The sequence below is a fragment of the Gilliamella sp. ESL0405 genome, assembly GCF_019469205.1.
Classification (GTDB): domain Bacteria; phylum Pseudomonadota; class Gammaproteobacteria; order Enterobacterales; family Orbaceae; genus Gilliamella.
Window position 1 is genome coordinate 1,977,000 of the sequence record NZ_CP048265.1, and the last position, 13,556, is coordinate 1,990,555.

The window sequence follows — 13,556 nt, forward strand, 5'->3', positions numbered from 1 at the left end:
TAGTTATTTCATTAGCCAACTATGAAGAATTTGCAAAACTTGTGCTGTTTTTTCGGCGTGGACATTATGCCCGGCACCTTCAACAAGTTCAATTATTGCATTGGGAAACTGTTCAAATATCGCTGGATAATCTTGATCGGTAATATAGGGTGAATCGCCACCACGAATAAATAAAGCTGGTTTTGTCCACGCAGTAGCAAGAGGCTGCCAATCACAAAGTTGTTGATACTGTTCAATAATGACTTTGGCATTAAATAGCCACTGCCCATTTTTGAATGATTTCAATAAAAACTGAATTGTCATATCCGATAAGCCTTGTTGCTGCATCATCGCAATAATCTGTTTTTTATCATTCAGTTGCATCATAAGGCATTGTGCTAATGCCTTCAAAACTAAAGCATTAGAAGAAGTGGGATACTTAACAGGTGCAATATCAATTGCGACCAATTTTTCAATGTTATCAGACATAATTTGAGTTAGCTCAAAAGCCACCTTGCCGCCCAAAGAGTGTCCGACAATGATTAATTTATCTAAGTGTAACTGATGAGAAAGTTCAGCCACATCCTCCGCCATATCCTTAAAATTCATTGAATCTGACCAAGGAGATAAGCCGTGATTTCTAAGGTCAATTTGAATTGTTGTATAGTCAGAACAAAAATCCCGAGCTAGCATATTTAAATTATCCAAACTGCCAAATACGCCGTGTATGAACAATATCGGTTGTCCACTCCCTTGTAATTTATAATTTAATTTCATCGGTTAACTCTGTTCATTATGTTGATAAATCGCATTAGATGTTAATTTTAGCAAGTGACAGATGATTAATTCAATAACCCCAAAGCACATAAATGTGATAGAATTTACGCCTTATTTTTTTATAGCGTTAAGTACTATGTTCCAAAATAATCCCCTACTTGCAAAGTTAAAACAAGAACTGCATCAACAAACTCCCCGTGTGGAAGGAATCGTTAGAGCCAATGAAAAAGGATTTGGTTTCTTAGATGTTGATAATAAAACCAGCTATTTTATCACTGTAGCAAAAATGAAAACCGTTTGTAACGGTGATAAGGTATCCGGTACGATCATCAGTTATGATGATAAAGAATCTTTTGAACCAGAAACGTTAATCGAAAGTTCACTACAAAGATTTATTGGTAAAATTGGGTTTCAAGACAAGGTCATGGTCATCTATCCTGAAAATATGCCTGCCAATTTCGCCATACGCTGTAAAATTAATAAAAAAGTGAGTGAAAGTCTAACCGAAGGGGATTGGGTTGTTGCTACACTGACTTCACATCCATTAGAGGAAGATAAGCGCTACTTTTTTGCTGAGGTCACTCAATTTATTGCTAGCAGCACCTCTAAATATCTATTGTGGTTGAAAACTTTAGCCCGTTATGCTTTAGAAGCACAAGCACCACAAGAAGACAATTTATCGATCACCGATAGTGAGCTGGAAAATCGACAAGATTTAACTGATATCGACTTTTTCACCATTGATAGTGAAGATACCCAAGATATGGATGATGCCATTGCCGTTGAAACAGATGAAAATGGCAATTATCAACTCTATGTCGCTATCGCCGATCCGACTGCCTATATTTTACCTGACAGTCATATCGATAATATCGCCAAAGAGCGAAACTTTACCACTTATTTGCCCGATTTTAATATTCCGATGCTGCCTAAAGCGTTGGCCGATGATCTGTGCTCTTTAAAAGCAAATCAAAAACGCCCTGCTATGGTATGCAAAATAACTATCGATCAGCATGGTGATATTGCGCCGAATAAAGTGATGTTTATACCAGCATGGATTGAATCAAAAGCCAAACTTTCTTATCACAATGTTTCTGACTTTTTAGAAAACGCTAACCAACTGGCAACTGATAATCAAAATATTGTCGATCAACTTAAATTATTATCCAATCTGGCTTCAATCCGAATAAATTGGCGTCAGCAAAATGCACTGGTGTTTAAAGACAGCAACGATTATCGATTTGTGCTTGATGAGGAACGGCAAGTTAAAGCAATTATTAAAGAGCCTCGCCGTACAGCTAATCGTCTTGTTGAAGAGATGATGATTTTGGCTAATCAAGCGTTAACGATGCAACTAAAAGACAAAGTCGGTTTTGGTATTTTTAATATCCACCTTGGGTTTGACAATAAATTTATTGAACAAATTTTAAAAGTATTGAACGACAATGGCATTACTGAATTTGACAAAGAGTCGTTACTCTCTTTTGAAGGTTATGTAAAACTGCGTCGCATGACTGAAGATAATAATTTCCTTGCCACACGGTTACGTAAGTTCCAAACCCCTGCTGACTTTTCAATTACCCCTCAACCGCATTATGGTTTAGGATTCGAAGCTTACGCAACATGGACTTCACCTATACGTAAATATGGCGATATGATTAACCACCGGTTGATTAAAGCTTATTTGCTTTCACAACCGCTTAACAAACCGGATAATGATCAATTAAAACTCATGAGTGATCGCCGTAAAATGCTTCGCTACGCTGAACGTGATATCGCTGATAATCTTTATGCTCAATATCTATCGGACAAAATTGGGCAAACTTTTGAAGCTGAAATAATTGACATTAATCGTGGCGGTATAAGAGTACGAATGAGTGATATTGGTGCTTTTGCCTTCGTGCCTATTTCGATGATTCACCCGGTGCGTGAAGAGATAGTTTCAATACCGGAAGATGGTATCATCAAAATTAACGATCAAGTTTGTTATAAACTTGCTGATTCGGTGCAAATTGTTATTCATCAAATAAAAGGCGAAAACCAATCAATTATTGCCAAATTAGTTAAATAAAAAAACATAAGATAGTTAATCGGAATTAATGGATTAATTATCTTTATTTTTTTCTAACATAAGTGAGTAAACTATAAATAAAAATTGATGATATTTTTAATCATTAACCCTTTTTTTTATTAATAATATCTGATATCTTTCATGCTTAATTTGACTAGCTACTGTGAGGAACAATATGATGTCAATTCACGGACATGAAGTTTTACAAATGATGAACGGTAATGATTATACCGAATCTTCTTTATTAAAAGCGATTGTTGAAAAATTTGGCGCTGATGCTAAATTTCATACCTGCTCAGAAACTGACATGAACGCACAGCAACTTATCGAATTTCTAAAACAGAAAGGCAAATTTAAACCTGCCAACATTCAACAAACTGCATTCACAGTCAATACTGATAAAATATGCCGACATTAGTAATTTAAATACCCAATTATAATTAATCTGTTTTTTATATATAAATTTAATTTAATCATTTAGTGTATTTAAGAAGAATATGAGTATATAATTTTCCGCTGCTATGATACAAGTCAATGTGGCAAGGTGAAATACCTTGAAATTACAACTCAAGAATATGTTCATGGAATTTGATATATGAAAATAAGTAATATCCTTACATGCGCCATTGTTTCTATTCTTGTCGCAGGTTGTGCTAACAATAATCTCTCGCCAACCAATACCGTTAAAGGGAAAACCTCAGCAACAGAACAATTGCTTTTACTCAGGCATCAAACTGAATCTAATAATGACTACGTTGTAACTGCGAAAAACCAATTACATCAAATGTTGGGTAATAAATATTTTAATAATTATGTGATTAAGCATGGTTTATTAAACTGTGCCAGTGATACCAACCAATCGTCTTGTGTGTTGAGCTTTTATCTTAACCATTATTATAAATTAAAATATGACGCCCAACTCAAGAAAGTCATTGAAGAGAGTCAAGCTCAACAAAATATTGAACTAAGCAAAATTAAAGCCAGCCCGACCAATATTAACAATTATTGCCAAAGATCAGCTGATTTTACCTTAGCAATTTATGCCAAAGATAAATCAAAAATAGCAAATTATTATCAACCATTGTTCAAAATGACTGAACAAGACGTCTCAACATTGCAAAATAAAATTCTTAAAGATAACTATTCACAATTTTTAATCAGTGAAAATCCAACCATTCTTCAAGAAATAAAGGCTGACTATGTTGAAAAATGCTTAAGTGATCCTGAAAGTAACATTATTAACTATTTTAATATTTTTAGATAATACTAATGCGAGTCTTTTATGTACAATTTATTTTCAATTAGTCAATATAGTAAAAAATTAACTTGCAAACTCCTATTTGTGGCTTCTGTGACTTGCGTGAGTTTTTCTGCGTTAGCTTTTTCGTTCGATGACGTCGCTGAAAAAGCAGAGAATTTATCAAAAAAAGATTACGTCCAACCTTCGAAAAATATACCGAGTGAATTAGCCTCTTTACAATTTGCCGATTATCAGAAAATATTATTCAACCATGATAAAGCTTATTGGAACGACCATAAAAGCCGGTTTAAATTAGAGTTCTACCATGAAGGTATGTACTTTGACGTACCTGTTAAAATCAATGAAATAGTTAATAATGAAGTACATGAAATCCAGTATGATCCTAGCTACTTTGATTTAAGCCAACTCAAATTAGATAAGATTGAAAACAAACATCTTGGTTTTGCCGGATTTAAAGTTCACTACCCAATTAATTCACCAACTAAAACCGATGACGAAATTTTTACAGCGCTTGGCGGTTCGTATTTCCGTGCGGTCGGTAAAGATCAACGCTATGGACTTTCGGCGCGTGGTTTAGCCATTGACACGGGTGAAATGTCTGGCGAAGAGTTTCCTCGCTTTAAAGAGTATTGGATCGAAAGACCCGAAGCCAATCAAAAGCATCTGGTAATTTATGCCCTTCTTGATTCACCTCGAGTGACAGGCGCATATAAAATCGTACTCGTCCCGAGTATTGATACAACGGTGACGGTTGAAGCAAAAATATTTTTCCGTGATTCGGTAAAAAAATTGGGTATCGCACCACTTACCAGCATGTTCTTATTTGGACCAAACCAACCATCGCCACTCTTAAATTATCGTCCTGCAATGCATGATTCGAATGGTTTATCGATTTTGGCGAATAATAATGAATGGATTTGGCGACCATTAAATAACCCGAAACGATTATCTTTTTCATCATACAGTTTAGAAAATCCTAAAGCATTTGGTTTAATTCAACGTGATAAAGGTTTTGAAGACTATCAAGATCTTGATGATCACTACGAAAAACGTCCTAGTGTCTGGGTTGAAACGCTCAACAATTGGGAAAAAGGCCGGGTAGAATTGGTCGAAATTCCAACTGCTGATGAGACTAACGACAATATTGTCGCTTTTTGGGTACCTCAAAAAGAGTATAAATCGGGAGATAGCTTATCGTTTAAATATCGTTTACATTATACGTTAAATGAGCTCAAGCGTTATCCTGATAATGTCGCAAGAGCAACCAGCACACGCTTATCACTTGGGGATATTAAACAAGCTAATTTAATTCGTAAACTCGACGGATCTAATGCCTATGTTATTGATTTTGAGGGGCCTGAGTTATCCGATAAAGTGCCAGTTAAAGTGATTTCAAGCATTAACAACGGCTCAATTGTAAGCAGTGATGTCCAATATAATTCGGTTACCAAAGGATGGCGTGTAATTGTGCGGTTTAATGTTGATGACAGTAAAAAAGCAACCGATATCCGTATTCAATTAGCATCACAAGCAACAAATGAGGTCTTATCTGAAACTTGGAGCGGGCAATACCCTGCACAATAATTATAATAATTTAAAAAAATATGAAAAAAGATTACTTTAAGAATCTACCTGACGCCGACAATTGGCGTCAGACATCTGAAAACAATATTCCACCAACTGACGATGTTGAATTTATTAAGTACCGTCTGGATCAAGTTGGTGACACTTCAGCTTTTATTGATGAAAGAAAGCAGCAGCCTAGTTACCCTAAAGTTGAGCGAGTTTCAATCCAACCTCAAAAATGGAATGAGCGTTTTAAAGCCAAATCAAAACTTGGCATTAATATTATGGCGTTAATCCGTCGCTTTATCATGTTTGCCCTTATTGTGACACAAACTTACTATGGCACGGTTTACTTATCTTCATTACTACCTTATCAAAGCTGGCAAAAAATTAATTTTATGGCTAACTGGGATATCAACCCGGAGCTTGCCATTTACAGCATTATACCTTACATCATTCAAGGATTTATAATTGGCCTGTTTGCCATTTTATTTTGCTGGATATCTATCGGGTTTTGGACTAGCATAATGGGCTTAATCCTAGCTGTGATAAGAAAAGATCGTTATACCATTCCAATTCCCCAAAACCCAGCCGAGCACATTAATTCTAATCATCGTACCGCATTGGTGATGCCGATTTGTAATGAAGATGTTGCTCGAGTTTTTGCTGGTCTACAAGCTACTTATCAATCGCTAGCCGAAACCGGACATGCGAGCTGTTGTGACTTTTATATTTTAAGTGATACTAACGATCCGGATCTCTATGTCAACGAGTTAAAAGCATGGACGCAGTTCAATGCACAAAAGCAAGATGACGGGTGTAACATCTACTATCGTCACCGTAAACGCCGTGTGAAACGCAAAAGTGGCAATATCGATGATTTTTGCCGTCGCTGGGGACATCTTTATGAATATATGATGATCCTCGATGCAGACAGCATAATGACCGGCGATTGTATTTTAAAAATGATCGCCATGATGGAGATAACACCAAAAGCCGGGATTTTACAATCACCACCAAAATCGGTCAGAATGACAACGCTTTATGGTCGTATTCAGCAATTTGCTAACCAGATCTACAGCGATATTTTCTGTTCTGGTACACACTTTTGGCAATTAAGTGAAGCGCAGTATTGGGGTCATAATGCGATGATCCGCTTAAAACCTTTTATTGAGCACTGCATTTTATCACCAATCCAAAAACGCAAAGGCCCAATACACATATTGTCACATGATCTGGTTGAAGCAACCTTAATGCGACGTGCCGGCTATGGTGTTTGGATCGCTTACAATATTAACGGTAGTTATGAAGAACTACCCGGCAATATGATAGAAGATCTCAAACGTGATAATCGCTGGTGTATGGGAAACTTAATTAACCTAAGATTAATTTTTAAAAGTGGTATCAAACTGACGCATCGCGTGATGTTTATAACCAGTGGCATGGCTTATATCTCGTCACTACTGTGGTTAGTGTTTTTAATATTTTCTACCCTTTTATTGCTGGTATTTAATATTTCTGAACCCCAGTATTTTTTCCAATCGAATCAGTTTTATCCTACTTGGCCTCGGTGGAATGAACAATTAGCGATACAGCTTTTATCGACAACAATGGTATTACTGTTTGCACCTAAATTTTTTAGTTACGGCATTATTATCGCCAGAACAGGGGCAAAAGATGTCGGTGGCATTTTCAAATTAACCTTATCAATACTGATCGAAATGCTTTGGTCGATGATTCTTGCGCCTATTCGCATGATTTTCCATAGTAAATTTGTATTAAAAGCATGGCTTGGCAGCAAAATACAGTGGAAATCGCCTTCACGAAATGATGATGCGTTAACATGGGGTGAATCATTCTATTTCTGCTGGCCACTATCACTATTAGGCATCGTTTGGCTTGCAATTATTATTTGGTTAAATCCGCAATTTACTTATTGGTATATCGCCATACTTATACCACTAACTATTTCGCCGTTAGTCATTCGAGTATCGGGATTATCAAGTTTAGGAATAAAAGCCAAAAAGGCAGGACTATTTTTAACACCGGAAGAAACTCATCCGGCAAAAGCAGTGCGTTTAACTGGCGAATATTTAGTCCAAACTCGAGCTGCTTTTGTCGAGCATGGTTTTGTTATGGCGCTTGTCGATCCTGTTTATAATGCGCTTACTTGCGCATTGTCGACATCAAGGCACTTACCTAATAGCAAAAATCAACAAAAACGCGCCGAACTTATCGAGCACTATCAACAAGTTGATTTAGAAAAAATAAGTCAAGAACAGCAATTAATGATTTTAGAAGATCCTATTATACTTTCTGCACTACATCGCCATATTTGGCTACAACAAGAAAAATACGACAATTTGTTCACATTGTGGCAAAATGAACGCCAACAATAAGAGATAGGGTGAGTAACACCCTATTTCTCTTCTTTTTTAGTAACTGATCAATTCCATGGATATTTTTTATGACTTGGCAACCTACTGCATCTATAAATAATTTACTTAAGCGAGCTAAAATTGTTTCTCAAATAAGACAATTTTTTACCGATCGCTGTATATTAGAAGTTGAAACACCGATTTTAAGTCAATATGCAGTAACAGATGTTCATTTAAGTTCTTTTCATACACAATATTTAAAACCTGGGGAAGATGAAGGGCAACAAGGGCGTAAGATGTCATTAATTACTAGCCCTGAGTACCATATGAAACGCCTACTAGCTGCTGGTAGTGGACCGATTTATCAGCTGGTTAAATGTTTTCGTAACCATGAAGAAATTAGCCGAATTCATAATCCGGAATTCACTATGCTTGAATGGTATCGAATTCAGTTTGATATGATGCAAATGATCAATGAAGTTGATGATCTGCTACAAACAGTTTTAGATTGTGAACCGGCTGAACGAATTAGCTACCAAAAAGTTTTTCAACGTCATCTTAACATCGATCCGTTAGAAGCTGACCATGCAACTTTAGTTAATGCGCTGACTCAACTCAATGTTGAAATTGATGCTAATAATTTTGACAGAGATACACTACTACAATGCTTGTTCTCCTTCGGGATTGAACCTCACATTGGTCAAGATAAGCCTGTTGCAGTGTTTAATTTCCCTGCATCACAAGCGGCACTTGCCGCCATTAGTTCAGAAGATCATCGTGTAGCCAGCCGTTTTGAGTTTTACTACAAAGGGGTCGAACTTGCTAACGGCTTTAAAGAGCTGACAAATCCACAAGAACAAAGAATGCGTTTTGAGCAAAACAACATTGATCGTGCTAATCAAAATTTACCACCTCAAAATATTGATATTGAACTACTAGCGGCCATGGAATCAGGTCTACCTGATTGTGCTGGGGTTGCAGTCGGTTTAGATCGATTAATCATGTTAGCACTCAACGCTGATAGTTTAGATGATGTCATGTCATTTACTTTTGAAAGGGCTTAATTATGCTAGAAACGTTAAGCTCAATTGACTGGATTTTAGTAACAATCAGTGCAGTAGCACTGATTTTATTGATTCTGGTTATTAAACTTAAATTATCTTTAAATAATTTAGATCAAATATTTGAGCTGCAATTCACGCAAAAAAACCAAGAAAATCAAACATTAATTTTACAAGTTAAACAGCTTGATGCGCAATTGAATCAGTATCGTGAACAACATATTGCCCAAAATATCAAAATAAGTGAGCTAAAAACCCGGTTAGAAGAGACGTTAAGTTCTGCCCATGAAAAGCAAATCCTGCTTGAACAAAGTGAACAGCGTTTAACCACCCAATTTGAAAATCTGGCTAATCGTATTTTTGAAAGCAGTGGTAAAAAAATTGAGCAACAAAATAAGCAAAGTTTGGATTTTCTGCTTTCACCACTAAAAGAGCAATTAGAAGGGTTTAAAAAGCAAGTTCAAGACAGTTTTGGACAAGAAGCCAAAGAGCGCCATACCTTAACCCACGAAATTCGTAACTTGCAACAACTTAATGAGCAGATGACCAAAGAGGCAACTAATCTTACCAATGCTCTAAAAGGTAATAATAAAACGCAAGGTAATTGGGGTGAGTTTATTCTAAGCCAAATTTTGGATAATTCCGGATTGCGAATGGGGTATGAATATGAAACTCAAGTCAATTTAACCAATGAAAATAAGCAACGTCTACAACCGGATGTGATTGTTCACCTTCCTCAAGGAGGTGATGTGGTTATCGACTCTAAAGTAACGCTGGTTGCTTATGAGCGCTTTTTTAACAGTGACGATGAGGTAGCTCGCGCTAAAGCCATGAGCGAACATTTAACCGCAGTACGAAATCATTTAAAACAGTTAAGTCAAAAAGATTATCATAAATTAATTGGTATCAATTCGCTTGATTACATTTTAATGTTTATTCCGGTTGAGCCTGCGTTTTTATCCGCAATTGATAACGATCCGGCATTAATCAACGATGCACTAAAAAATAACATAATGATAGTTAGCCCAACAACGCTGTTAGTCGCACTACGGACTATCCATAATTTATGGCGATACGAATATCAAAATCGAAATGCCGAACTGATTGCCGATAAAGCAAGTAAATTATATGACAAAATGCGAGGCTTTATTGAGGATATGGAAGGATTAGGCAATTGCTTAGATAAAGCACAACAGACCTATCAAAGCTCAATGAACAAATTAGCAAAAGGTCGTGGCAATGTTATTGGTCAAATCGAACGCTTTCGAGAGTTAGGCATCGAAGTAAAAAAACCAATAAACCCGGATATAGCACTATTATCGATAGATGAACTGGAGCAAGAAAACGAAAATTAACTATTTTTGTCAAGAAGTTTCAGAAAATACCTACGTTTCAGTATAAAATATCGTAATTCACCATGATTAAAAATACGTGTATACTCATTTAGCAAAGCAAAAAGAAGGAGTACATTATGGCAAAAAAACAGGATAAAGAACCGAGTTTTGAAGAAACAATCAAACAACTCGAAACTATCGTGACTCAACTGGAAAATGGTGATTTACCATTAGATGAGGCGTTAAACGAATTCGAGAAAGGCATAAAACTGGCTAGAGCCGGGCAAAAACAGCTCAGCCAAGCTGAACAACGTATTCAAATTTTACTGTCTGAAAATAGTGAAGCACAATTATCAGAATTTGAACTTGATGATAATGAATAATCTTAAGCCTTTGCAGCAACGAATCAATTCCTTCTTAACCGATTATATATCGCAGTGTGAACACTCAAACCTACAACAAGCAATGAGTTACAGCCTGCTAGCCGGCGGTAAGCGCATTCGACCTGTGTTAGTCTATTTAACCGGTCAGATGTTTAACTGCCCACTGACTAAGCTTGATTCAGCTGCGGCGGCAATTGAAGCAATTCACACTTACTCATTAATACATGATGATTTACCGGCAATGGATAATGATGATCTTCGGCGAGGAAAGCCAACTTGCCATATCCAGTTTGGTCAAGCCCAAGCTATACTTGCCGGCGATGCATTACAATCGTTGGCCTTTAGTTTAATATCAGAGTGTGAAAATATTAATGATCAAATCAAAGTCAATATGATAGCAGAGCTTGCTCGTGCAAGCGGTTTATCGGGGATGTGCTTAGGTCAGTCACTGGATCTGCAAGCAGAGCACCAAACTATTTCACTTGAACATCTACAGCAAATTCACCGATTTAAAACTGGTGCCCTTATCAAAGCTGCTGTACGCTTAGGTGCTTTTGCCAGTGGTGATATTGCCCTACCCTATTATTCGATGCTGGATAACTATGCTCAAGCGATTGGATTAGCTTTTCAAATTCAAGATGATATTTTAGATGTCATCGGCGATCAATCTATCATGGGAAAACCTCAAGGATCGGATATTGCACTTAAAAAGAGTACTTACCCGGCACTTGTTGGTTTACAAACTGCGACTAACATGACTAAAGCGCTACATACTCAAGCTATCGATAGTCTGAAGAAAATACCTTATAATAGTCAACCACTGCAAGATCTTGCTGATTATATTATTAATCGAAATAGTTAACCAATAACTTAATGGCAAAAATGAATTTAGACAATTACCCGTTATTAAAACACATTAACTCGCCTGAGGATCTCAGACGATATCCGCTATCGCAACTAGCGGCTATCTGCCATGAGTTAAGACAATACTTGCTTGCCAGTGTCAGCCAGTCTAGTGGTCATTTAGCATCGGGACTTGGAGTCGTTGAGCTAACTACCGCTTTACATTATGTCTATCTCACACCATTTGATAAAATTATATGGGATGTAGGGCACCAAGCTTATCCACATAAGATCTTAACCGGACGCCGTGATCAGATGTTAACCATACGTCAAAAAGACGGTTTACGTCCCTTTCCACATCGTGATGAAAGTGAGTATGATGTCCTTACAACCGGTCACTCCTCCACCTCAATTAGTGCGGCTTTAGGCATTGCCATTAGTGAACAAAAAAAACAGTCTGGACAAAAAGTTGCTGCCATTATAGGTGACGGCGCATTAACTGCCGGTATGGCTTTTGAAGCGATGAATCACGCAGGACATATTAAGCCCGATATGCTGGTTATTGTTAATGACAATGATATGTCGATATCTGAAAACACTGGCGCACTGAATCAACATTTAACTCAAATTTTAGCCAGCAGAACCTACGCATCTTTTCGTGAGAGCGGAAAACGCGTGCTTGAAAATATTCCGCCATTAAAAGAACTTTTTAAAAAGACCGAGGAGCATTTAAAAGGTTTAGTCACACCGGCAATACTTTTTGAAGAGCTAGGATTTAACTATATTGGACCAATTGATGGCCACGATATTGAAAATTTAGTCAGCACGTTACAAAAAGTTAAGCAGTTAAAAGGCCCACAGCTACTTCATGTGATCACTCAAAAAGGCAAGGGCTATGCGCCGGCTGAAAAAAATCCCACTTTGTGGCACGGTGTTCCTAAATTTAATCCTGTTGACGGTGTATTACCAGCCGCCGATAAAATTACTCCAACCTATAGTCAAATCTTTGGCGATTGGTTGTGCGAAGTGGCAAAAACGGATAAACGCTTAATGGCAATCACACCGGCTATGAGTGAAGGTTCCGGCATGACTGAATTTGCCCGCCTTTATCCCGAACAATTTTTCGATGTTGCCATTGCCGAGCAACATGCCGTCACACTCGCAGCAGGTTTTGCTATTAGTGATTTAAAGCCTGTTGTGGCAATTTATTCAACCTTCTTACAGCGGGCTTATGATCAGCTTATACATGATGTTGCCATTCAAAACTTACCGGTACTATTTGCGATCGATCGAGCCGGTATTGTTGGTGCCGACGGTGAAACACATCAAGGTGCTTTTGACTTAAGTTATTTGCGCTGTATCCCAAATATGGTCATAATGACACCGAGTGATGAAAACGAATGTCGGCGAATGCTAAATACCGGTTATTTGCATAATGGACCTTCTGCTGTGCGTTATCCTCGAGGAGAAGGAACAGGCGCTAGTTTGACACCACTTACAACAATTCCAATAGGTGAGTCGAGATTATGCCGAACAGGTGAAAACATTGCTTTACTCAACTTTGGCACATTATTGCCTGAAATTTTACAAGCCGCTGAGCAAATTAATGCTACAGTCATTGATATGCGTTTTGTCAAACCATTGGATGAAAAAGTCCTTTTGCACATTAGCCAAAGCCATAATATACTTGTTACTGTTGAAGAAAACAGTATTAAAGGTGGCGCCGGAAGTGGCGTCAATGAATTTTTATTATCGAAAAAAATAAAATGTGATATTTTAAACATCGGTTTACCTGATGAGTTTATCCCACAAGGCTCACAAAATGAGATCCGTTCAGAAATGGGATTGAACTGTGAACATATAATCGAAAAAATTAATGAATTTAAAAAACGATAGGTTAAAT

The 13,556-nt window shown here is 37.2% G+C and carries 11 protein-coding genes; 10 read left to right on the forward strand and 1 reads right to left on the reverse strand.

Annotated features, from left to right (window positions below; genetic code table 11):
- Positions 1–3 precede the first annotated feature (3 nt).
- Entirely contained in the window at positions 4–756 is a 753-nt protein-coding gene (locus GYM74_RS08595; RefSeq protein ID WP_220217817.1) for an alpha/beta fold hydrolase, read from the reverse strand.
- 61 nt (positions 757–817) lie between these two features.
- On the opposite strand from GYM74_RS08595, the gene GYM74_RS08600 reads away from it, so the two are divergent.
- From GYM74_RS08600 to dxs, 10 genes are all read left to right on the forward strand, one after another.
- Positions 818–2,827 (forward strand): exoribonuclease II, encoded by a 2,010-nt coding sequence (locus GYM74_RS08600; protein ID WP_220217818.1) that lies wholly within the window; start codon positions 818–820, stop codon positions 2,825–2,827.
- Between the two features lie 175 nt (positions 2,828–3,002).
- Positions 3,003–3,245: a YecH family metal-binding protein gene (locus GYM74_RS08605; RefSeq protein WP_220217819.1), complete on the forward strand. Its 243-nt coding sequence runs from the start codon at positions 3,003–3,005 to the stop codon at positions 3,243–3,245.
- A gap of 177 nt (positions 3,246–3,422) precedes the next feature.
- Complete coding sequence (locus tag GYM74_RS08610; RefSeq protein ID WP_220217820.1) at positions 3,423–4,091, forward strand: hypothetical protein; 669 nt, start codon at positions 3,423–3,425, stop codon at positions 4,089–4,091.
- 18 nt (positions 4,092–4,109) lie between these two features.
- The gene (locus GYM74_RS08615; RefSeq protein ID WP_220217821.1) at positions 4,110–5,672 is read left to right on the forward strand and encodes a glucan biosynthesis protein G; all 1,563 of its coding nucleotides are present in this window, start codon (positions 4,110–4,112) and stop codon (positions 5,670–5,672) included.
- Between the two features lie 20 nt (positions 5,673–5,692).
- The gene (gene mdoH / locus GYM74_RS08620; RefSeq protein WP_220217822.1) at positions 5,693–8,053 is read left to right on the forward strand and encodes a glucans biosynthesis glucosyltransferase MdoH; all 2,361 of its coding nucleotides are present in this window, start codon (positions 5,693–5,695) and stop codon (positions 8,051–8,053) included.
- Between the two features lie 68 nt (positions 8,054–8,121).
- Positions 8,122–9,096, forward strand: a complete 975-nt coding sequence (gene epmA, locus GYM74_RS08625; protein ID WP_220217823.1) for an elongation factor P--(R)-beta-lysine ligase — start codon at positions 8,122–8,124, stop codon at positions 9,094–9,096.
- Positions 9,097–9,098: 2 nt separating this feature from the next.
- A complete protein-coding gene (rmuC, locus tag GYM74_RS08630) occupies positions 9,099–10,448 on the forward strand; it encodes a DNA recombination protein RmuC (protein ID WP_220217824.1) in 1,350 nt (449 codons plus the stop codon).
- Positions 10,449–10,564: 116 nt separating this feature from the next.
- Positions 10,565–10,810 (forward strand): exodeoxyribonuclease VII small subunit, encoded by a 246-nt coding sequence (gene xseB / locus GYM74_RS08635; RefSeq protein WP_220217825.1) that lies wholly within the window; start codon positions 10,565–10,567, stop codon positions 10,808–10,810.
- A complete protein-coding gene (ispA, locus tag GYM74_RS08640; RefSeq protein WP_370633971.1) occupies positions 10,797–11,672 on the forward strand; it encodes a (2E,6E)-farnesyl diphosphate synthase in 876 nt (291 codons plus the stop codon). Before xseB ends, ispA begins: the two co-directional genes overlap by 14 nt.
- Before the next feature lie 20 nt (positions 11,673–11,692).
- On the forward strand, positions 11,693–13,549 hold the full coding sequence (dxs, locus tag GYM74_RS08645; RefSeq protein ID WP_370634065.1) for a 1-deoxy-D-xylulose-5-phosphate synthase: 1,857 nt from the start codon (positions 11,693–11,695) through the stop codon (positions 13,547–13,549).
- Positions 13,550–13,556: the final 7 nt, after the last annotated feature.